A 21,427-nucleotide genomic window follows, 5' to 3' on the forward strand; every position below is an offset into this window, starting at 1 on the left:
TACGCCTCCCTCAGCGCAGCTTGGGGTCGAGGGCGTTGCGCACCGCATCGCCGAGCATGATGAACGCCAGGACGGTGATCGACACCATGACCGACGGGATGATCAGCACGAACGCGGCGTTACGCAGCTGCTCCTGGCCGGAGGAGATGTCGACACCCCACGACACGGTCGGTTCGGCGAGGCCGATGCCCAGGAAGGACAGGGTGGCCTCGGCCGAGATGTAGCCGCCGAGCGCGATGGTCGCGACGACGATCACCGGGGCGATCGCGTTGGGCAGGATGTGCCGGAGCAGGATGCGGCTGGTCGAGGCGCCGAGCGCCTTGGCCGCCATCACGTAGTCGGCCTGCTTGATCGTCAGGACGGAGCCGCGTGCGACTCGGGCGATCGAGGTCCAGCCGAGGAAGGCCAGAGCCAGGATGACGACCCAGATCTTGCGCTCCTCGAACGAGGTCAGGACGACCATCGCACCGAGGATGAACGGGACGCCGAAGAAGATGTCGGTGACCCGGGACAGGATCGTGTCGATCCAGCCGCCGAAGTAACCGGCGAGCATGCCGACCACGGTGCCCAGGATCGTGACGAGGACGGTCACGACGACGGCGACGGTGATCGAGGCGCGGGCGCCGTAGACGACACGCGCGTAGATCGAGCGCCCCTGGATGTCGTACCCGAACCAGTCCTCCTGGAAGAAGTTCCCCCACTTGGGCTTCTGCAGGTAGTGGTGGGCCAGGTCCGCGTAGCGCGGGTCCGCGCCGGTGAACAGGCCGGGGAAGACCGCCATGACCAGCAGGAAGAGGATCAGGATCGCCGAGACGACGAACAGCGGGCTGCGCCGCAGGTCGTGCCAGGCGTCCGACCACAGGCTGCGGGGCTTGCCGACCGGTGCGGCGGCAGCGGGCGCGGGAGCGGCGACGGCCGTCTCCTCGGTGTTTTCCTTGAGCGTCTCAGGCATAACGGATCCTCGGGTCCAGGACCGCGTAAAGCAGGTCGACGACCAGGCTGGCGACGAGATAGACGATGACGATCAGCGTCACGATGCCGACGACCGTGGCGCCCTCTCGGTGCCTGAGCGCGTCGAAGACGGCGGAGCCGACACCCTTGACGTTGAAGATGCCCTCGGTCACGACCGCGCCGCCGAGCAGGGCGCCGAGGTCGGTGCCGAGGAAGGTGACCACGGGGATCATCGAGTTGCGCATCAGGTGGACACCGATGATGCGGCGCCGGGGCAGGCCCTTGGCCACCGCGGTGCGCATGTAGTCGGAGCGCAGGTTCTCGGCGACCGAGGTACGGGTCAGTCGGGCGACGTACGCGAGCGACAGGGACCCGAGCACGACAGCCGGCAGGATCAGCTCGTCCGCGTTCGCCTCCATGCTCACGTTGGGGTCGACCCAGCCGAGCTGGAAGGCGAAGAAGTACTGGCCGAGGAAGCCGAGTACGAACGAAGGGACCGAGATCAGCAGGAGCGTCAGTACGAGCAGTCCGCGGTCGCGGAGGGTGTCGGCCTTGAGGCCGGCGAAGACGCCCATGGAGATACCGACGACGACGGTGAAGATGAAGGCAAACAGAGCCAGTCTGACCGTGATCGGGAACGCTTCCGAGATGATGTCGGCGACCGGTCGCCCGCTGGCGATCTGCGTGCCGAAGTCACCCTGGAACAGGTTCACGAGGTAGTTCCAGTACTGGTGCCAGAGCGGCAGGTCGAGCCCGAGCTCCTTCTTCATTTCCGCGATCTGCGTCGGGTCGACTGCCTGTTCACCGGCGAGTGCGCGCACGGGATCGCCGGGCAGCGCGTACATCATGGCGAAGACCAGCAAGGTTGATCCGAGGAAGACCGGGATCATCTGGAGCAGTCGCCGCGCGACGTAACGCCCCATGTTTGCCTCCGATAGGGATAAAGCAGCCCAGGGGCCGCCCTCCGGATGTGGAGAGCGGCCCCCCGGGACCTACTGCCTGGTGTGGGCGGCTGATGGCCGAGTGGGGGCCCTCAGGCGTGTGTTACTTGGCGACCGTGACTTCGGTGATGTTGTAGTCACCGTGGAAGTCGACGGTCACGTTGTCGACAGCCTTGGAGTAACCACCGTTGGTCTTGTACTCCCAGAGCGGGATCGCCGGCATCTTCTCGAGGACGAGCTTCTCGGCGTCCTGGTACGCCTTGATGGAGTCGTCCAGCGTCGCCGCGTTGTCACCCTTCTTGAAGGCCGCGTCGACCTCCTTGTCGGAGAACCGGCCGTTGTTGGCCTCGGCGGTCGTGCCGTACAGCTCCCGCATGAAGTTGACGTTCAGCGGGTAGTCGGCGACCCAGCCACCGCGGTACATCGACTTGACCTGGTCGTTGTCACGCGCCTCCAGGTCGGTCTGGAAGTCCGGCTTGGCGTCCGGCACGCAGTCGACCCCGGTCGAGTTGCGGATGGACTCGCAGACCGCGGTCACCCACTCCTTGTGGCCGCCGTCGGCGTTGTACTGGATCCAGATCTTGTTCTCCGGAACGCCGCCGCCCTCGGTGACGAGCTGCTTCGCCTTCGCCGGGTCGAACTTGAACACGTCGGTGCCCAGGTCCTGGTTACCGGCGACGCCCGGAGGCGTGAAGCTGGTGGCGGGCTTGCGGGTGCCGTTGAGCACGGTCTTGGTGATCGTGTCACGGTCGATCGCCATCGACAGACCCTGGAGGACCTTCGGGTCGATGTCCTTGAAGGTCTTCGAGTAGAAGGTCGGGACGAGCGACTGGATGGCCGCGTACGGCTCGTCGATCGCGCGGTCACCGAGGTCGGCCTTGTACTTCGGCAGGTCCTTCGGACCGACCTGGCGGATCATGTCCAGGTTGCCGGAGAGGAGGTCCTGGTACGCGGCCTCGACGGTCGCGTAGTTCTTGAAGAGGACACCCTTGTTCTTGGCCTTGTTCGGACCCTGGTAGTCCGGGTTGGCCTTGACCTGGATGAGCTTCTTGTGGTCCCACTTCTCGAAGACGTAGGGACCGTTGCCGACCGGCGCCTGGCCGAACGCCTTGGTGTCCTTGTAGAACACCTCCGGCAGCGGGGCGAAGGTGGTGTAGCCGAGCTTGTACTCGTAGTACGGCACGGGCTTGTTGAGCTCGATCGTGAAGGTGGTGTCGTCGACCGCCTTCAGACCGGACATCTCCGTGGCCTTCGGGTCACCCTTCTCGGGGTGGACGTCCGCGTAGCCCTTGATGTCCTCGAACCAGAACGCGTTCTGCTGGGCGTTCTTGACGTTCGCGTACCAGTTCCACGCCTTGATGTAGGACTCGGACGTGACCGGGGTGCCGTCGTGGAACTTCCAGCCGGCCTTGAGCTTGACGGTCCACGTCTTGTTGTCCGTCGACTTCACGGACTCGGCGTTCGTGTAGACGATGTTGCCGTCCGCATCGAAGTCGAGCAGCTGGGTGAAGATCGACTGGATGACGTAGCTGCCGAGCGACTCGTTGGTGTCGGCCGGGATCAGCGGCTTCTGCGGCTCGCCGACGTCGATGGAGACGTAGCCCGCGGGCTTGCCCTTCTCCTTCGACGCGTTGCTGGTGTCGTCGCTGTCGCCCCCGCCACAGGCAGTCGCGGCCAGGGCGATGATTGCCGCTCCCGCGACCCACTTGGCGCTCTTGGCACCGCGCATGGGTTTCCTCCTCATGAGTCCACTTTTGACTACAAGAGGGGCACTGGAGAGATCCACCGACACCCCTGACGGCGATCGTTTGCAGTGCCCCGAGTGTGCTCGTGAGTCCGCACTCCCCACAGTGCGCCGACCCATTGACCCGAGCTCAATGGAGCCAACTATTAAGGAATGACGGGCTGTAAACCACACTTAAAGGGTCTCGGTTTGACAACATCGAGAAGCCATGGTTGCCCGAAATCCGGACAAAGTGATCCCAGACAGACACCCCCGAAACGGACCGTTAACACATGTTCCGGAGAGCGACGCACGATATACGGACACGTCGGTCAGGAAAATCGGTTGACGAAAGGCCTGGGCCCCCACAGTGTCTGCGGGGGCCCAGGCCTCACGTCAATGGCTCGTACCGACGGTTCGGCGGCCTCGGCCGCCGGTCCCGGTCGGGTCAGCCGTTCTTCGCACGCGAGGCCGTGCGGCCGCGCTGCTTCTGGTCCAGGACGACCTTGCGGATGCGCACGGTCTCCGGGGTCACCTCGATGCACTCGTCGTCGCGGCAGAACTCCAGGGACTGCTCCAGCGACAGCTTGCGGGCGGGAACCACGTTCTCCGTGGTGTCCGCGGACGCCGCACGCATGTTGGTGAGCTTCTTCTCCTTGGTGATGTTCACGTCCATGTCGTCGGCGCGGGAGTTCTCGCCGATGATCATGCCCTCGTAGACCTCGGTGCCGGCCTCGGTGAAGATGACACCGCGCTCCTGGAGGTTGACCATCGCGAACGGCGTCACCGTGCCCGCGCGGTCCGCGACCAGGGAACCGTTGTGACGGGTGCGCAGGTCGCCGAACCACGGCTCGTGGCCCTCGAAGAGCGAGTGTGCGATGCCCGTGCCGCGGGTCTGCGTCAGGAACTCCGTACGGAAGCCGATGAGGCCGCGGGACGGGACGATCCACTCCATGCGGACCCAGCCCGAACCGTGGTTCGTCATGGTCTCCATGCGGCCCTTGCGGGTCGCCATCAGCTGCGTGATGGCGCCGAGGTGCTCCTCCGGCGAGTCGATCGTCATGCGCTCGATCGGCTCGTGCGTCTTGCCGTCGACCTGCTTGGTGACGACCTCGGGCTTGCCGACGGTCAGCTCGAAGCCCTCACGGCGCATCTGCTCGACCAGAATGGCCAGCGCGAGCTCACCACGGCCCTGGACCTCCCAGGCGTCCGGACGCTCGGTGTCCAGGACGCGGAGCGAGACGTTACCGATGAGCTCGCGGTCGAGGCGGTCCTTGATCTGGCGCGCCGTGACCTTGTGGCCCTTGCCGCCCTTGCCGACGAGCGGCGAGGTGTTCGCACCGATGGTCATCGAGATGGCCGGCTCGTCGACCGTGATCAGCGGCAGCGCGATCGGGTTCTCGGGGTCGGCCAGCGTCTCGCCGATCATGATGTCCGGGATACCGGCGATCGCGCAGATGTCACCCGGGCCCGCCTTCTCGGCCGGCTTGCGGGTGAGCGCCTCGGTCATCAGGAGCTCGGTGATGCGCACGTTGGCGATCGTGCCGTCGCGCTTGATCCACGCGACCGTCTGGCCCTTGCGCAGCTCGCCCTGCTCGACACGGCACAGCGCGATACGGCCGAGGAAGTTGTCCGCGTCCAGGTTGGTGACGTGGGCCTGCAGCGGGGCGGCCTCGTCGTACTCCGGGGCCGGGACCGTGGAGAGGATGGTGGAGAAGAACGGCTCCAGGCTGTCGCTGTCCGGCGGGACGGTGCCGTCCTCGGGCTTGGTCAGCGACGCGACGCCGTCACGGGCGCAGGCGTAGACGATCGGGAACTCGATCTGGTCCTCGTCGGCGTCCAGGTCCAGGAAGAGGTCGTACGTCTCGTCGATGACCTCGGCGATACGAGAGTCCGGACGGTCCGTCTTGTTGATGCAGAGGATGACCGGCAGCTTGGCCGTCAGAGCCTTGCGCAGGACGAAGCGGGTCTGGGGCAGCGGCCCCTCGGAGGCGTCGACGAGCAGGACGACCGCGTCCACCATCGACAGACCGCGCTCGACCTCGCCGCCGAAGTCGGCGTGGCCGGGGGTGTCGATGATGTTGATCGTGATCGGGTCCCCGCCGTCCTTGGGGTGATACTTCACCGCCGTGTTCTTGGCGAGGATCGTGATGCCCTTCTCACGCTCCAGGTCGTTCGAGTCCATCATGCGTTCGTCGAGGTTCTCGGCGGCGTGCGCGGCGAAGGCGCCGGCCTGCTTGAGCATGGCGTCGACCAGCGTGGTCTTGCCGTGGTCGACGTGGGCGACGATGGCTACGTTACGGATGTCGTGGCGCGTGGGCATGGGTGGCTTGCGCTTCTCTCGGATCGTGGGATCAGGCGTCTCAGTCGGTCTCGAGTCCTCGTACGCCCGCCGGGCGGCACGCCACGGCTAGTCCAATGGTACGGGCCCGACGGGTCCGGGGCTTCCCGGGCCGATCCCCGGGGCGGGACCACAGCCACAATTCAGCCGATATTCAGCTGGTATTACGCCATCGTCCAGGCGGTGGGCGGCCGGACGGCAAGGGGTGCGAGGAGACGAGCAGCCCGGGTCGGGGCGGACACCACCTTGCCCGCCGGGGGCTCCGGCGGGCAAGGGAATTGAGCTGCTTCTGAGCTTGGAATGTGGCTTTGACCTGCTACTTCTTACCGTTCGCGGGGGAACCTGCCGCTTGGCGGCCGGTGAATCCGATGTCCTCGTAGCGGGGTGCCGCGAAGCCGAAGGCACCGATGTTCGCCAGCTTCTTGTCGACGGCGACCAGCTGTGGCCTCTGATACAGCGGAATCGATCCCGCGGCGGCCCAGATCCGTGCGTCCGCCTGCTTCAGCAGGTCCCTGGACGCGTTGGCGTCGAGTTCGGCGACCGCCCGGTCGAAGAGCTGGTCGATGTGGTCCGAGCCGACCCGCGTGTAGTTCTGCGCGACGAGCAGCGAGCCGTCGGTGGCGGGCTCCGGCTTGGCGAAGATCGGCCGCCCGTCGGTCGCCGGGTAGGCGGTGGCGGGCCAGGAGTACAGCGCCAGGTCGTAGTCGCCGGAGGCGATGTGGTCCTTGAAGTAGCTGTCGTCGGCGACCTTGGTGACCTGCGTGCTGATGCCGATCGAGTCCAGCATCGCGACGATCCTCTCCCCGACGGTACGCAGCGACTGCGACCCCGGACCCGAGGGCAGGACGAAGCGGAGGCTCAGCGGCTTGCCGCCCTTGCCGAGGCGGTCCTTGACCGCGGCGGGGGCCGGTGCCGCGGTTCCCGCGGGGGCGTAGGCGCCCGCGGCGCCGCCGGGCTGCTTGTCCTGGGCGGTGACCTCGGAGCCGCCGGAGGAACGGCTGCCCGGCTTGTCGTCGCCGACGGTGTACGCCCCCTCCTCGCGCGAGGCCTTGTCGTCCTTCTCCGCGTCCTCGGCCTTCTCGTCCGCCGCCTTCTCGCTCTTCTCCCCGGCCGGCTTCTTCTCCTCGTCCTTCTTCTCCTCGTCCTTCTTCTCCTCGTCCTTCTTCTCGGCCTCGCTGCCCGCCTTGGTGTCCTCGGTGCTGCGCACAGCTCCGCCCGGGGTCCATCCCGCGTCGGCCAGCAGGGCCTGCGCCTCCTTGGTGTCCCGCTCGCCGAGGGCGCCGCTGCCGTCCTTGTACCCGGGCTGCCCGGCGAGGGCCAGGTGGCTGCCGGGGGGCTTCGCGGGCAGGCCGAGCGGTTTCAGGACCGCGTCGGCGAGCTCCTGCCGGTCCAGGGTCCGGGCGATGGCGCGGCGGACCCGGTCGTCGGAGAGGGGGCCGGACTCGCCGTTCAGGGCGAGCTGCGTGTAGGAGGGCTCCAGCGACTTGCGTACGGCGAAACCGCGCAGCGACTTCTGCTCGGCGGCGTACACCTCGACGGCCTCCCGGGTCTCCTCGCGGGCGGCCTGCGCCGTCTCGGCGGCGTCCTCGTCCGAGCCGTGGGCCAGCGCCCAGGAGCGCAGGGCCGCGGCCGGGGTGATGCCGGCTCCCGGGCCGTGGGCGGGCGGCTGACCGTTCCCGCCCCGGTAGCGGGCCGCCATGGCGATGCTGTTCGCGGTCGCCGTGTCGATGTCGGCGACGTCCACCGTGCCCTCGGTCAGCGCTTCGGTGCGCTTGCCGGGTTCGACGGCGCGGAAGACCAGGGACTCGAGCTTGGCCTCGTCGCCCCACCAGCGCGGGTTCCGGTCGAGTACCACCGTCCCCTCGGGCTTGTTCACACTGCGGAGGCGGAACGGCCCCGCGGTGTTCTTCAGGGTCGTCCGGGCGCCGTCGTTGAAGGTGCCGGGGGACCCGGTCACCTCCTTCGGGTACAGCGGCGAGAACAGCGAGCGCCAGTCGGCGTACGGCTTCGAGAAGGTGACCCGGACCTGGAGGTCGTCCTTGCCGCGTTCGATCTTCTCGATCCGCTCGTAACCGGCGTTGCGGGCCGTCCAGAAGGCGGAGTCCTTGCCGCTCAGCGCGCGCCACTGGGCGACGAAGTCGGGGGCGCCGATCTCCCGGCCGTCGCTCCACACCGCCTGCTGGTTGAGCTTGTAGAGGACGACCTGCTTGGGTTCCTGCTCGATGACCTTCGCCGACTCCAGGTAGTCGGGGTTGAGCCGGGGCTCGCCCTTGGCGTCCATGGGGAACAGCGAGGGCAGCAGGGCGCCGGTGATCCGCGTGGTCGCGCTGTCGGCGTCGGCCTGGAAGGCGTTGAGGGTGGCGGGGACCGAGTCGATCGCCCAGTTCAGGGTCGATCCGTCGGTCACCCGGTCCCGGGAGGCCGGGGCGATGTCCTGGGGGGCGGCCACCGAGGTGGGGCCCTCGCTGTCCGAGGTGCAGCCCGCCAGCACCGGGATCGTGAGCACGCCTGTCGCCAGGAGCGCGACCGAGCGGCGCTTTCGGGCCGCCGCGCGTGGGACGCCGACGTGGGACATGGCTGATACCTCCGGGGCCGGCCCGGCCCACCCCGTACCGGAATGGACCGGATGATGCGTACTGGTGGCATTTGCAGTTGATCAGACTGATTCGCTGATCCACTGAACGCACGTGTACGCGCGAGGGGAGGCAGACGCGGCCGGTGGGGCCGCGGACGTCACCCGAGCGGCCCCGGTACCGGCCCGGCGGCGGTCAGCCGAGGAGCGCGGCGATCGCCGCGGAGGTGTCGGTCTCGGCGAGCCTCGGGAAGATCTTCTCCAGGCTGTTGCGGTGGGCTCCGGCGTCCATGTCGGTGACCGCGTCGGTGGCGATGGTGACGTGGTAGCCGTGCTCGTGGGCGGCACGGGCGGTGGACTCGACGCCGATGCTGGTGGCGATGCCGGTGAGCACGACCTGGGTGATGCCGCGGCGGCGCAGTTCGAGGTCGAGCGCCGTGCCGTGGAAGGCGCCCCACTGCTGCTTGGTGACGACGACGTCGCCGTCGCGCGGGCCGAGCTCGGGCACGATCTCCGCCCAGTCCGCGGCGGGCTCGCCGGACCGGGCGGCGCCCTCGGTACGGCCGGGTGCGCCGCCCGTCACGCGAACCAGGAGGACCGGGAGGCCCTTGGCGCGGAAGGCGTCGGCCAGGGCCGCCGAGTTCGCGACGACGTCCTCGGCCGGGTGGGCCGTCGGGAGGGCAACGATGCCCTTCTGCAGGTCGACGACGACGAGTGCGGTGCGGGGGTCAAGGACGGTGGCGGTCATGTGCGTACTCCTGGTTGTGCTGAGGTGGGGGTGATCCGGGGGCGTGCGCGCACGCCTCCGGGGGTCAGGTGCGGGCGCGCAGTGCCCGGTCGGTGAGGGTCAGGACGGTGAGCAGGACCGCCAGGACGACGGAGACCGCCGCCATGAGGTGCAGCCCCGCGTCGCTCGTCCCGTCGGCGTAGGCGAGAGCGATCAGGCTGGACGCGGTGATGGCCCCGATGTACTGGGCGGTCCGCTGGAGCCCCGCGGCGGCGCCGATGCTCTCGGGCGGTGCGTGGGCCTGGACCGCGGCCTGGTTGCTCGTGCCGATCAGCCCCTGGGGGGCGCCGAAGCACGCTCCGGCGAGGAGCAGCACGGCGAGCGGGGTGTCGCCGGAGAGGAAGGCCAGGATTCCCGCGCCAACGGTGAGCAGGAGGGCGGCCAGGGTGAGCGGGCCGCGCAGGCCCTTCGTCCGGGCCCCGAGCAGCGAGCAGACGAGCGCGGTGACGGACATCGGCAGCATCAGCAGCCCCGTGTGCCCCGGGGAGAAGCCCCGTGCCTCCTCCAGCCACTGCGTGAAGCCGTACATCACGCAGTAGATGAGCAGGTAGCCGAGCCCGTGGCGTGCGTAGGTGCGCAGCAGGGGGCCGTTATTCGCGAGCATCCGGATGTCGATGAACGGCTGCGGGGTGCGCAGCTGCCACCGGACCAGGGCTGCCGTCAGCACGCCGAAGGGGGCGAGCAGCCACCAGCGCGGGTCCGCGAGGTCGAGCAGGAAGAAGACCAGCACCGTCAGCGCGGCGGTGAACAGGCCTGTGCCCAGCGGGTCCAGGGAGAGCTTCGGCACGTTCCCGCCGGCCGCGGCCCCGCGCGGCGGGTCGGCCGGGACCCAGAGCAGCGCGGCGCCGAGGGCGAGCAGCGCGATGGGCACGTTGACGGCGAAGATGCCACGCCAGCCGACGACCGACACGAGGAGCCCTCCGAGCGCGGGGCCGACGGCGGCGCTGCCCAGCGCGGCAAAGCTGAGCCTGGCCAGCACGGGGCGCGGGGTGGGACGGCCGAGGCGCCGCGACTCGTCGCGCAGGACGGCCATGGCCGCCGGATAGGCCGCCGACGTACCGATGCCGAGCAGCAGCCGGGAGACGATCAGCGTGCCGAAGCCGGGAGCGAGTGCTCCGACCAGCCCGGACGCGATGACGACGACGAGGCCGGCCAGGAAGACGCGGCGCGGGCCGAGGGTGTCGGCGAGCTTGCCGAGGACGGGCTGGGCCACGGCGCTGGCCAGGTAGAGGACCGAGATCAGCCAGGCGGTGTCGGCCGCCCCGATGCCGAAGGAGTGCCCGATGGCCACCAGGGCGGTGGAGATCATCGTGGTGTTGAGCGGGTTGAGCAGGGATCCCATCAGGAGCGGTGCGGTGAGCCGCGCGCCGAATCCGGCGGCCGGGGCGGGGTCCCCGGCCGTGACGGGCGGCGATTGGGCCTCCGTCGCCCCGGACGTCGGGTCCGCCCCGTGACGGATCACTTGTCGACCAGCCGGCCGATGAGCTCGACGGCCTCGGCGAGCGTGCGGCGCTCGGCGCCGTCCAGTTCGGCGGTGATCGCGTCGGCCAGCCAGCTCCGCTTGGCGGCCCGCACCCCGGCGAGGACGGTGCTCCCCTGCTCGGTGACCGACACGACCGACTTGCGGCCGTCCGCCGGATCGGGGGCGCGGGTGACGAATCCGTGTCCCTCCAGCGCCCCGAGCGTCAGCCGCATCGACTGGGGCCGGACGAGTTCGGCCCGGGCCAGCGCGGCCGTGGTGGCCGGACCGCCGTCCTCCAGCCTGGCGAGCACGGAGCGCTGGGAAGGGGTCAGCAGACTGTCCGCCGAAGAGCTCCGGAGGCGCCTGAGCAGCCGGCCGACCACGGCCGAGAGGTCCGTCGCCACGTGCTCGGCGGTCGGATCGGCAGGGCCCTGTGACGGGGCGTTCCCGGGATTCTCTGCGGTGTCGGGCATGCTTCCCACGCTAAAGATGGACAGGGCATCTTGCAAGGCAACCTGTCTATTGTTCGGCAAAGAGCGGCTGAGCCGGGACGGAACCGCCCGGGCGGCGCGCGGACCGGGGCCGCTGTTGCCCGCCACCGGGCACGCGATCTAGGGTGAATGCGCTTTCAGAAGAGGGCCGGGCACCCGTGGCAGCGGGCGCCTCGTACGAAGAAGAAGCGGACGGTCGGTCGAGTGAGCGCCCCCACGGTGTACGACGTCGCCGAGCGGTCGGGCGTCTCGATCGCCACGGTCTCCCGGGTCTACCGCAACCCGGACTCGGTGCGCGACCGGACCCGCGAGCGGGTGCTGGAGGCGGCCCGTGAGCTCGGCTACGTGCCGAGCGGCAACGCCCGGGGGCTGGCCAGCCGCACCACCGGGGTACTGGGTCTCTGCTTCCCCGACTACGCCGACCCGGACGCCGAGGCCGACGCGGAGACCGACAGCGGGGCCGACGACGCCGCGATGCTGTACTCCGACCAGATCATCCGCGGCATGGAGCGGGCGGCCCGCCGCCACGGCTACGCCCTGCTGATCGCCGCCTCGTTGCAGGGCGGGCCGGAGAGCCTCGTGGCGAAGGTCGCGGGGCGGGTGGACGGATTCGCCGTGCTGGCGCAGACCGTGCCGACCGAGGATCTCGAGGTGATCTCCCGCCGGCTGCCGGTCGTGATGCTCGCCGGGCCGCGCGAGATCGACCACCTCGACCACCTCGTCGTCGCGAACGCCGCCGGGGAACGCGAGCTGACCCGGCATCTGATCGAGGACCACGGGCTCCGCCGGCTCGCCTTCGTCGGGGGCGACCCGGACTCCCCCGACGCCGAGGCGCGGTTCCGCGGCTTCCGGGAGGCGTGCGGCGACGCCGGGCTCCCGGTACCGGACGCACCGGACCTGCGGACCGGGATGATGACGCGGGCCGAGGGAGCGCGGGCCGCCGAGACCCTGCTCGACCGGGGCGGGGAGCGCCCGGACGCGATGGTCTTCGCCAACGACCAGATGGCGGTGGGAGCGCTGCGCGCGCTGGAGCGGCGCGAGGTGCGGGTACCGGAGGACATCGCCGTGACCGGCTTCGACGGGATCCCGCTGAGCCGGATCGTGCGCCCGTCGCTGACGACCGTGCGGCAGCCGATCAGGCATCTGGGCGAGCAGGCGGTGGAGTTGCTGGTGCAACGCCTGGCGGACCCGAGCCGGGAGCCGGTGTCCCTGGAGCTGCCCGTCTCCCTGGCCCGCCGGGCGAGCTGCGGCTGCGGCTGACCGGGCGGTAGGGACCGGGCACGGAGCGAGCGGTCCCGACCGGGCACGGAGCGAGCGGACGTCGGGCCCGGCCTCCTGGCGGCCGCCGTACCCGTGCCCGACGACGAAGCCGCGCTCCGCCGGGTCGTCGACGGGCAGGGCGAGCCAGCCGTCGGAGGCGTACGCCTCCGACGGAGGTGAAGGTGGGGCCCCGCAGCCGGACCCCGTCACGCTCCTCCCCGACCGGCCCGGCCACGGGAGCGGTGACGACCGCCCGGGCCTCGCCGTGGCGCTCCTTCCGGCACGCCTCGAAGTCCGCGGGCGCGTCGGGCGCCGGCACGCGCAGCAGGCAGTCGAGGGTCAGGCCGTGGCCCGGGGTGAAGGGAAAGCCGCGCGGGAACGGGGCCATCAGCAGGACGGCAGGTCTCCCGTCGCGCCCGACTCACGCCGGGTCGGCAGCGCCCGCACGCCGAGCGTTCCGTCGAACAAAGCGGAATCGGTCACATCCACTTCAAATGCGCAAACAGTGTGCTTACGGTGCCACCGTCGGACCTCCAGGTGTCGAGCACGTTGCACGAGTGTGACCCAGCACCCTCTTGCGGATTCCCGAACGACTGCCGCAGAGTGATGTATGCGCTTACAGGCAGCGCATACATTCGGATTGCTCGAGGAGGAGCCCTCCATGTCCCGCACCGCCAGAACCGCCTCCGCCGCCCTCACCGTGGCACTCGCCCTCGGCGTCTCCGCCTGCGGAGGCTCGGGCGGTGACGACGTCGCCGCGGATGCGAAGCAGACGCTGACCGTCTGGGCCATGGGCGCCGAGGGCGAGAAGCTCGCGGAGGTGGCCGAGGTGTACGAGAAGGCCAACCCCAACGTCACCGTCAAGGTCACCCCGGTCGGCTGGGACGTCGCCCACCAGAAGCTCGTCTCCGCCGCCGCGGCCGGCACCATGCCGGACGTGGCCCAGATGGGCGGCAGTTACATGGGCGAGTTCGCCGAGCTCGGTGTCCTGGAGCCGGTCGACACGAAGACGTTCGACAAGGGCGACTTCTTCCCCGCGGGCTGGAGCCAGGGCGAGGTGGACGGCACCGCGTACGGCGTCCCGTGGTACGTCGACACCCGGGTCCTCTACTACCGCACCGACCTCGCGAAGAAGGCAGGCGTCGACAAGGCGCCCGCCGACTGGCAGGAGATGCGGTCCCTCGCGGCCGCGTACCAGGAGAAGGCCGGCACCAAGTGGGGCCTGTCCATCCAGCCCAGCGGTCTGGACACGGTGCAGAACTTCTACCCCTTCCTCTACTCCGCCGGCGGCGCGATCCTCGACGACAAGGGCGAGGCGGTCATCGACAGCCCCGAGGCCGTCACCGCGCTCAAGGAGTACGGCGCCTACTTCGACAAGGGCCTCTCCAACAAGTCGGTGCAGCCCGGCTACGACGTCGTGAAGGACTTCGGCAACGGCCGGGTCCCCATGTTCTTCGGCGGCCCGTGGCACGTGACCCTGCTGAACGAGGGCCAGCCGCAGATCAAGGGCAAGTGGGCCGTGGCCCCCGTCCCGGCCGGCACGTCCTCGGTCTCGATGGCGGGCGGCTCCTCCCTGGTCGTCTCCAAGGACAGCGAGCACAAGGCGGCGGCGACCGCGTTCATCAAGTACCTCACGGACACCGAGGGCCAGGCCGACTGGTACGAGCGCACCAAGGACCTCCCCGCGAACACCGCGGCGTGGGACTCCGGCAAGCTCGCCGACGACGCGAACCTCCAGGTCTTCAGGAAGCAGATGGACACCGCCAAGTCCTCGCCCTCCACTGCACAGCTGACGGAGATCACCGACAAGGTCGACCAGGCCATCGCGAAGGTGACGCAGGGCAAGGCTTCCGCCGAGGACGCGCTGAAGACCGCGCAGTCCGAGATCGAAGGCATCGTGAAGCAGTAGTCATGGGCACCACGACCTCAGCGGCCGCGGAGCCGGCCAAGGTGAAGGACGGCCCCGGGGCACCCGCGCCCGGGGCCGGGCGGCAGGGACGCCCGCGCGGAAAGCGCTCGATGGGTGTGCAGAACGCGGCGGGCTGGCTGTTCTCCACCCCCTTCCTCGTCCTGTTCACCGTCTTCATGGCGTTCCCCATCCTCGCCACGCTGCTGATGAGCTTCACGGACTTCGGGCTGCGCAACGTCACACGGCCATGGGAAGCGAACTTCATCGGCTTCGAGAACTACACCGAGCTGTTCGGCGACGAGAAGTTCCTCAAGTCGCTCTTCAACACGGCGTACTTCGTCGTGGTGGGCGTCCCCCTGACGATCGCCCTGGGCCTGGTCGTCGCCGTGCTGCTGAACAACGGCATCGACCGGGCGCGGACCTTCTTCCGGGTCGGCTTCTACGCCCCGGTGGTCACCACGATCGTGGCGGTCGCCGTGGTGTGGCGGTTCGTCCTGGACCCGAGTGACGGACTCGTGGCGGGGCTCTTCTCCGAGGTGGGCCTCACCGCGCCGGACTTCCTCGGCTCCGGGACCCTGGCCATGCCGTCGATGATCGCGATGGCGGTCTGGCGCAACGTGGGCACGGTCATGGTGCTCTTCATCGCGGGTCTCCAGGCCATCCCGGCCGAGGTCCGGGAGGCCGCACGGCTCGACGGGGCCGGCGTCTGGCAGGAGTTCCGGGGGATCACGGTGCCGCTGCTCCGGCCCACGCTGCTCTACGCCACCGTGATCACGACCATCGGCTACCTCAACGTCTTCGAGGAACCGTTCGTGATGACGCAGGGCGGCCCCTCCGACTCCACGCTCACCGTGTCGCTGAACATGTACCGCGAGGGCTTCAACTTCTTCCACATGGGCTACGCGAGCGCCATGGCGTACGTCCTGTTCGTGGTGATCATGGGCATCACGGTGCTGCAGCTCCGACTGCTGAAGGACAACACCAAATGACCGTCGGCCGAGCACCCGCGCGTACGGCGCCCACGGGCGCGCCCCGGAACCTGAGGCGTCCTCTGGTCCACGTCCTGCTCTCCCTGGGCCTGCTGATCATGTCGGCGCCCTTCCTCTGGATGGCGCTCTCGTCGTTCAAGACGACGAGTGAGCTCTCGGCCAGTCCCCCGGTGTGGATCCCCACCGAGTGGACCCTGGCGAACTTCCGGGAGCTGCTGGACAAGCTGGACCTGCCGCTCTACTTCATGAACTCCGTGATCGTGGCGGTGCTGGTCACCGTCTCGAACCTGGTGTTCTGCTCGATGCTCGGCTACGCCCTGGCCAAGCTGAGGTTCACAGGCCGCGACAAGATCTTCGGTGTGGTCCTCGGTGCCCTGATGGTGCCCGGGAACCTGATGCTGCTGCCGCTGTTCGTGCTGATGAGCAAGCTGAAGCTGATCGACTCGTACGCCGGTCTGGTGCTGCCCTTCGCGGCCGGGGCGTTCGGCGTGTTCCTGATGCGGCAGTTCATGCAGTCGATCCCGGACGAGCTGCTGGAGGCCGCCCGGATGGACGGCGCCGGTGAGTGGTACATCTTCTGGCGGATCGTCATGCCGCTGGTCAAGCCCGCTCTCGCGACGCTCTCGATCTTCACGTTCCTCGGTTCCTGGAACAACTTCGTCTGGCCGCTGATCGCGACCAACGATCCGGACAAGTACACGCTGCCGGTCGCCCTGGCCACGTTCGCCACCGACCCCAACAAGGCCGGCGGCTCCAACGGCATGCTGATGGCCGGGGCGTTCCTGGTCGTGCTCCCGGTGCTGATCCTCTTCATCGCCCTGCAGCGGCACTTCACCCAGGGCATCGCCACGGCGGGCATGAAGTAGCCCGCCGCACGTACGCACACGAGGCCGCACCCCACCTCGCGGCCGCGCCCCTTCACGCACAGAAAGACACTCCGCGATGACGCACGCCCCCGTCCCGTTCCCCGAAGGCTTCCTGTGGGGGGCCTCCACGGCCGCCCACCAGATCGAGGGCAACAACACCAACAGCGACTGGTGGGTCAAGGAGCACTCCACCGGCACCCACATCCAGGAGCCCAGCCTGGACGCCTGCGACAGCTACCACCGCTGGCCCGAGGACATGGACCTGCTGGCGTCCCTCGGCTTCACCGACTACCGCTTCTCGGTCGAGTGGGCGCGGATCGAGCCCGCCGAGGGACAGTTCTCCCGTGCGGAGCTCGCCCACTACCGCCGCATGGTCGAGGGCGCGATCGCCCGCGGCCTGCGCCCGATGGTGACCCTCCACCACTTCACGGTGCCGCAGTGGTTCGAGGCGCGCGGCGGCTGGACGGCCGACGGCGCCGTCGAGCTGTTCGCCCGGTACGTCGCCGCCTGCGCCCCGGTGATCTCCGAGGGTGTCGGCCACGTCTGCACCATCAACGAGCCGAACATGATCGCCGTGATGGCCGGCCAGGCGAAGCGCGGTGACATCGGCTTCCCGCCCGCCGGGCTGCCCACCCCGGACGACGAGACCACCGAGGCCGTCATCGCCGCGCACCACGCGGCGGTGACGGCGGTCAGGGCGCTCGACGCGGGGATCCAGGTCGGCTGGACGATCGCCAACCAGGTCTACCAGGCGCGTCCGGGCGCCGAGGACGTCACCGCCGCCTACCGCCACCCGCGCGAGGACGTCTTCATCGAGGCCGCGCGCGGCGACGACTGGATCGGCGTCCAGTCCTACACCCGTACGGAGATCGGCCCCGACGGCCCGGTGCCCGCGTCCGGTGACGTCGAGCGCACGCTGACGCAGTGGGAGTACTACCCGGCGGCCGTCGGGCACGCCCTGCGCCACACCGCCGAGGTCATCGGCGCCGACATGCCGCTGATCGTCACGGAGAACGGCATCGCCACCTCCGACGACTCCCGCCGCGCCGACTACTACGCGGGCGCGCTGAACGAGGTGGCCTCGGCGATCGAGGACGGGCTGAACGTCCAGGGCTACCTGGCGTGGAGCGCCCTGGACAACTACGAGTGGGGCTCGTTCGCCCCGACCTTCGGTCTGATCGGCGTGAACTGGGAGACGTTCGAGCGGACCGCGCGTCCCTCGGCGAAGTGGCTGGGCTCCCTCGGCCGCTCCCAGGAGCTGCCCCGCACCGCCGGCTGAGTCCGGCCCCAGGACCGGGACCCACCTGACGGGTCCCTCCGGTGCGGGAGCCGTCGCCACCTGACGGGCGACGGCTCCCGCACCCTCCCGCCCGGACACGTCCGGGCCCCGTTCGCCATGGCAGTCGATGACTCTTCCCCGAGAGGTATCCGATGGACCGTCGCACGTTTCTCACCGCTGCCGGGACCGGGGCCGCCGCCCTGTCCCTCGGCGCCCTCACCGCTCCGCAGACCGTCGCGGCGCCCGCGGGCCCCGCCGACGCGGCACAGCTCCTGGCCTGGTTCCGTGACACCTACCGCTCGATCGAGGCGATGACGACCGGCTTCGGTCTCACCGCCGACAAGATCGACGTCAGCGGCTCCTCGCCCGTCGTCTCCCGTCAGACCTCGCCCACCAACATCGGCTGCGGCCTCTGGTCCGCGGTGGCCGCGGCGGGGCTCGGCGTGACGAGCGGGGCCACGATGCTCCGCACGCTGGAGCGGACCGTCTCCGCCGTGGAGAAGCTGGAGCGCCACCACGGCTTCTGGCTCAACTGGTACGACGCGCACGACGGGTCCGTGCTGAGCGAGTGGCCCGGCACCGGGGATCCCGTGCGCCCGTTCCTCTCCTCGGTGGACAACGCCTGGCTGGTCACCGGACTGCGGATCGCGGCCGACGCGGCGCCGTCGCTCCGCCCACGCATCGGGCGGATCCTCTCCACCGCCGACTGGTCGTACTACTACACGCCGTACGACCCGTCCGACCCCGTGTCCGGCCCCGGACAGCTGCGCGGCGGTTTCTGGACCGACACCGGGGAGCCCACAGCCCATCACTACGGCGCACTCAACACCGAGCCCCGCATGGCCAGTTACCTCGGCATCGCGGACGGTTCGCTGCCGTCGGAGCACTACTGGCACCTGCTGCGCACGATGCTTCCCGAGCATGAGCAGGAGCAGCGCCCGCAGGGCGCGTACGCGGTGTCGGACGGCGTACGGGTCTGGCAGGGGCACTACACCCATGGCGGGCGGAAGATCGTCCCCACCTGGGGCGGCTCGATGTTCGAGGCGCTGATGGTGCCGCTGTTCGTCCCCGAGCAGGAGTGGTCACCGCGGTCCTGGGGCCTCAACCACCAACGCTACGTCCGCAGCCAGATCGAGCACGGGCTGCGGGAGGCGGAGTACGGCTACTGGGGCTTCTCCCCCGCGAACATCCCCGACGGGGGCTACCAGGAGTACGGCGTCGACGCCCTGGGCATGCAGGTCGACGGCTACGCGTCCAACACCGACCGCACCTACACCACGGACGGCGCCCCGCTGCCGGACCCCTCGGCCTTCACCCACGGGGTGGTCACCCCGCACGCCTCGTTCCTCGCGCTGCCCTACGCACGCACGGAGGCGCTGGCCAACCTCCGCGCCCTGGACCGTGACTTCGGTGCCTACCACGAGGGCCTCGGCTTCCGGGACTCCGTCGACGTCGGCACCGGGCGCGTCAGCGACTTCATGCTGGCGCTCGACCAGGGCATGATCACCGCGGCGCTGGCCCAGGCCCTGCGGCCCGGTCTGCTGCAGCGACCGTTCCGGACGGATGGATTCCGTTCGCGGGTGCGCCCGCTGCTCGCCGCGGAACGCTTCAGCATCTGAGCCACCCGGGGCCGCCCCCGGGCCGGGGACCCGGGCGGCCCCGCCTGCCGGGGCGGCCCCCGCCGGGTCGCGGGGGCCCGGGGGCGGACATAGCCTCCCAGATGTGACGCCGCCTGCGAGCAGCCCCGGGACGTCCCGGCTTCCGATAGCCGGCAGGATCCTCGTCGCCGTCCTGACGGCGACGCTCTGGACGGTCCTGCCGGGCGCCCCGGACGCACGCGCCACGGATCCCGTCCTCCTCTCCCGCGAGGGTCAGATCACCGACAAGGTGGGAGCGCTCGGCGACCGGGAACCACAGGTCGAGGCCACTCTCGACCGTTTGTTCGAAACCCAGCGGGTGCAGCTGTTCGTGGCGTACGTCCGTGACTTCTCCGGCCGTGACGCCCGGTCCTGGGCCGACGAGACCGCGGACCGCAACGGCCTCGGCCAGGACGACGTGCTGCTGGCCGTGGCCACCCACGACCGGCAGTACGCGTACTCCGCCGACCAGGGGTCGCGTCTCACCGACGCCGAGCTCCGGGACGTGGCGAACACGGCGGTCGAGCCGGCCCTCCGGCAGAACGACTGGGCGGGGGCCGCGATCGGCGCCGCCGACGGGTACGCCGCGGTGCTCGCCGGCGACCCCGTCACAGCCCCCGCCATCACCCCGGGCGCCGCGGATCCCGGGGGCGGCTCCTCCGGCTCCGGAGCCTCGGCGAACCTGATCGTGCCCCTGGCCGTCCTCGTCGTCGCGCTGGCCGTCGCCGCCTTCGCCTTCAGCCGGCGCAGACGGCGTACGAGCACCCGGACGACGCCCGCGGCCGGCGGCTGGGGCGGGGCCGGGACGGCGGGCGCGCCGCAGGTCCCGCTGCCGGAGCTCGACGCGCGGGCGAAGGAGGACCTGGTCGACACGGACGACGCCGTGCGCACCAGCGACGAGGAGCTCGGCTTCGCCACGGCCCAGTTCGGTGAGGAGGCCGCCGCCCCCTTCGCCGAGGCCGTCCGGCACGCCAGGTCGGAGCTGACCGCGGCCTTCCGGCTGAGGCAGCAGCTGGACGACGCCTTCCCCGAGGACGACGCGACGCGCCGCCGCATGCTCGACGAGATCATCAGCCGCTGCGCCGCCGCCAACGGGCGGCTGGACGCCGTGTCCGAGGACTTCGACCGGCTGCGCGCCCTCGAACAGAACGCCCCGCAGGCCGTGGCCGGGGCCGAGACCGCGTTCCGCGATCTGGCCGCACGCGTCTCCGCCTCGGAGACGGCCCTCGGTGCGATGCGGGAGAGGTACGCCGAGTCGGCGGCGGCCCCGGCGGCCGACGACATCGAGCAGGCGAAGGACCGCCTCGCCTTCGCCACCACCACCCTCGGCGAGGCGCGTGGGGCCGTGGACGGCGGGGACGACGCCCGGGCCGCGGTGTACGTCCGTGCCGCCGAAGGAGCGATCAAGCAGGTGTCCACCCTCGTGGACGGCGTCGACCGGCGTGCCGGGGAGCTGGCCGAGGCCGCGGAGAGGCTGCCGGGCGCGCTCACCGCGGCCGAGACGGATCTGGCCGACGCCGGAGGGCTGCTCGACGGCACCCCGGAGGGGGTGCCGACCGCGGAACTGCGAGGCCGGGTCGCCCGCGCCGAGGCGGTGGTCCGCGAGGTGCGGGGCGAGCTCGGCGCCGGACCGTACGACCCCGTCGACGCGCTGCGCAGGGTCGAGGAGGCCGACGCGGCGCTGGACGAGGCGCTGGCCGGAGCCCGCGAGCAGGAGCGGGGCGGCCTGCGGGCGCGTTCGCTGCTGGACCAGGCGATGCTCACCGCCCGGTCGTCGATCGGCGCCGCGGCCGACTACGTCACCACCCACCGGGGTGCGGTCGGCAGCCAGGCGCGGACCCGCCTCGCCGAGGCACAGCGCAGGTGGGAGCGGGCCGGTGAGCTGTCGGCGGCGGACGACCCGCGGGGCGCCCTGGCCGAGGCGCGGCAGGCGGACACGCTGGCCGCGCAGGCACGGAGCCTGGCCGAGCAGGACGTACGCGGCTACCACGACCGGGACGGCTTCGGCGGTCCGCGCGGAGGGGGCGGGGCGGGCGGCGCCGTGCTGGGCGGCATCCTCCTCGGCGGGCTGCTCGGCGGCGGACGGGGAGGCGGTTTCGGCGGCGGATTCGGTGGTTCCGGCGGCGGTCCGGGCAGCTTCGGCGGCGGGGGGACCCGCGGTCGGCGCGGTGGGGGCGGCCGCTTCTGACAGCGACCCGGGCTCGGCGACACGGGCTTTC

15 protein-coding genes are annotated in these 21,427 nt (G+C 70.5%); 7 read left to right on the plus strand and 8 right to left on the minus strand.

Annotated elements, in window-relative coordinates; all coding sequences use genetic code 11:
• Window positions 1-10: 10 nt before the first annotated feature.
• From P8A20_RS12575 to P8A20_RS12610, 8 genes are all read right to left on the minus strand, one after another.
• Window positions 11-952: an ABC transporter permease gene (locus P8A20_RS12575; RefSeq protein ID WP_147959338.1), complete on the minus strand. Its 942-nt coding sequence runs from the start codon at window positions 950-952 to the stop codon at window positions 11-13.
• Complete coding sequence (locus tag P8A20_RS12580; RefSeq protein WP_014154268.1) at window positions 945-1,874, minus strand: ABC transporter permease; 930 nt, start codon at window positions 1,872-1,874, stop codon at window positions 945-947. Before P8A20_RS12580 ends, P8A20_RS12575 begins: the two co-directional genes overlap by 8 nt.
• Window positions 1,875-1,995: 121 nt before the next feature.
• Window positions 1,996-3,621, minus strand: a complete 1,626-nt coding sequence (locus P8A20_RS12585; RefSeq protein ID WP_147959337.1) for a peptide ABC transporter substrate-binding protein — start codon at window positions 3,619-3,621, stop codon at window positions 1,996-1,998.
• 442 nt (window positions 3,622-4,063) lie between these two features.
• Window positions 4,064-5,938 carry a translational GTPase TypA gene (gene typA, locus P8A20_RS12590; protein WP_147959336.1) on the minus strand — a complete coding sequence of 625 codons (1,875 nt, stop codon included), beginning with the start codon at window positions 5,936-5,938 and terminating at the stop codon, window positions 4,064-4,066.
• 334 nt (window positions 5,939-6,272) lie between these two features.
• The gene (locus P8A20_RS12595; protein WP_147959335.1) at window positions 6,273-8,531 is read right to left on the minus strand and encodes an ABC transporter family substrate-binding protein; all 2,259 of its coding nucleotides are present in this window, start codon (window positions 8,529-8,531) and stop codon (window positions 6,273-6,275) included.
• 193 nt (window positions 8,532-8,724) lie between these two features.
• Window positions 8,725-9,276 carry an isochorismatase family protein gene (locus tag P8A20_RS12600; protein WP_147959334.1) on the minus strand — a complete coding sequence of 184 codons (552 nt, stop codon included), beginning with the start codon at window positions 9,274-9,276 and terminating at the stop codon, window positions 8,725-8,727.
• 64 nt (window positions 9,277-9,340) lie between these two features.
• Window positions 9,341-10,777, minus strand: a complete 1,437-nt coding sequence (locus P8A20_RS12605) for an MFS transporter (protein WP_261988646.1) — start codon at window positions 10,775-10,777, stop codon at window positions 9,341-9,343.
• Entirely contained in the window at window positions 10,774-11,250 is a 477-nt protein-coding gene (locus P8A20_RS12610) for a MarR family winged helix-turn-helix transcriptional regulator (RefSeq protein ID WP_147959333.1), read from the minus strand. Before P8A20_RS12610 ends, P8A20_RS12605 begins: the two co-directional genes overlap by 4 nt.
• A gap of 222 nt (window positions 11,251-11,472) precedes the next feature.
• Here P8A20_RS12610 and P8A20_RS12615 point away from each other — a divergent pair, with 222 nt between their 5' ends.
• From P8A20_RS12615 to P8A20_RS12650, 7 genes are all read left to right on the plus strand, one after another.
• The gene (locus P8A20_RS12615) at window positions 11,473-12,528 is read left to right on the plus strand and encodes a LacI family DNA-binding transcriptional regulator (protein ID WP_147959332.1); all 1,056 of its coding nucleotides are present in this window, start codon (window positions 11,473-11,475) and stop codon (window positions 12,526-12,528) included.
• Between the two features lie 661 nt (window positions 12,529-13,189).
• Entirely contained in the window at window positions 13,190-14,437 is a 1,248-nt protein-coding gene (locus tag P8A20_RS12625) for a sugar ABC transporter substrate-binding protein (RefSeq protein WP_147959331.1), read from the plus strand.
• A 2-nt stretch (window positions 14,438-14,439) separates the two neighbouring features.
• The gene (locus P8A20_RS12630) at window positions 14,440-15,426 is read left to right on the plus strand and encodes a carbohydrate ABC transporter permease (protein WP_147959330.1); all 987 of its coding nucleotides are present in this window, start codon (window positions 14,440-14,442) and stop codon (window positions 15,424-15,426) included.
• Window positions 15,423-16,292 (plus strand): carbohydrate ABC transporter permease, encoded by an 870-nt coding sequence (locus tag P8A20_RS12635; protein WP_147959329.1) that lies wholly within the window; start codon window positions 15,423-15,425, stop codon window positions 16,290-16,292. Before P8A20_RS12630 ends, P8A20_RS12635 begins: the two co-directional genes overlap by 4 nt.
• Before the next feature lie 76 nt (window positions 16,293-16,368).
• The gene (locus tag P8A20_RS12640) at window positions 16,369-17,571 is read left to right on the plus strand and encodes a glycoside hydrolase family 1 protein (protein WP_147959328.1); all 1,203 of its coding nucleotides are present in this window, start codon (window positions 16,369-16,371) and stop codon (window positions 17,569-17,571) included.
• A 152-nt stretch (window positions 17,572-17,723) separates the two neighbouring features.
• Complete coding sequence (locus tag P8A20_RS12645) at window positions 17,724-19,190, plus strand: glucoamylase family protein (protein WP_147959327.1); 1,467 nt, start codon at window positions 17,724-17,726, stop codon at window positions 19,188-19,190.
• 103 nt (window positions 19,191-19,293) lie between these two features.
• Complete coding sequence (locus P8A20_RS12650; RefSeq protein ID WP_147959326.1) at window positions 19,294-21,396, plus strand: TPM domain-containing protein; 2,103 nt, start codon at window positions 19,294-19,296, stop codon at window positions 21,394-21,396.
• The last annotated feature ends 31 nt before the right edge of the window (window positions 21,397-21,427 follow it).

The sequence above is a fragment of the Streptomyces sp. Alt3 genome (assembly GCF_030719215.1).
Lineage (GTDB): Bacteria > Actinomycetota > Actinomycetes > Streptomycetales > Streptomycetaceae > Streptomyces > Streptomyces glycanivorans.

Bases quoted from the DNA above. Each gene is read 5' to 3' on its own strand.
- P8A20_RS12580 (WP_014154268.1), bottom strand. From the start codon at position 1,874: ATGGGGCGTTACGTCGCGCGGCGACTGCTCCAGATGATCCCGGTCTTC.
- P8A20_RS12575 (WP_147959338.1), bottom strand. From the start codon at position 952: ATGCCTGAGACGCTCAAGGAAAACACCGAGGAGACGGCCGTCGCCGCT.
- P8A20_RS12640 (WP_147959328.1), top strand. From the start codon at position 16,369: ATGACGCACGCCCCCGTCCCGTTCCCCGAAGGCTTCCTGTGGGGGGCC.
- P8A20_RS12645 (WP_147959327.1), top strand. From the start codon at position 17,724: ATGGACCGTCGCACGTTTCTCACCGCTGCCGGGACCGGGGCCGCCGCC.
- P8A20_RS12610 (WP_147959333.1), bottom strand. From the start codon at position 11,250: ATGCCCGACACCGCAGAGAATCCCGGGAACGCCCCGTCACAGGGCCCT.
- P8A20_RS12600 (WP_147959334.1), bottom strand. From the start codon at position 9,276: ATGACCGCCACCGTCCTTGACCCCCGCACCGCACTCGTCGTCGTCGAC.
- P8A20_RS12595 (WP_147959335.1), bottom strand. From the start codon at position 8,531: ATGTCCCACGTCGGCGTCCCACGCGCGGCGGCCCGAAAGCGCCGCTCG.
- P8A20_RS12630 (WP_147959330.1), top strand. From the start codon at position 14,440: ATGGGCACCACGACCTCAGCGGCCGCGGAGCCGGCCAAGGTGAAGGAC.
- P8A20_RS12625 (WP_147959331.1), top strand. From the start codon at position 13,190: ATGTCCCGCACCGCCAGAACCGCCTCCGCCGCCCTCACCGTGGCACTC.
- P8A20_RS12585 (WP_147959337.1), bottom strand. From the start codon at position 3,621: ATGCGCGGTGCCAAGAGCGCCAAGTGGGTCGCGGGAGCGGCAATCATC.
- P8A20_RS12635 (WP_147959329.1), top strand. From the start codon at position 15,423: ATGACCGTCGGCCGAGCACCCGCGCGTACGGCGCCCACGGGCGCGCCC.
- typA (WP_147959336.1), bottom strand. From the start codon at position 5,938: ATGCCCACGCGCCACGACATCCGTAACGTAGCCATCGTCGCCCACGTC.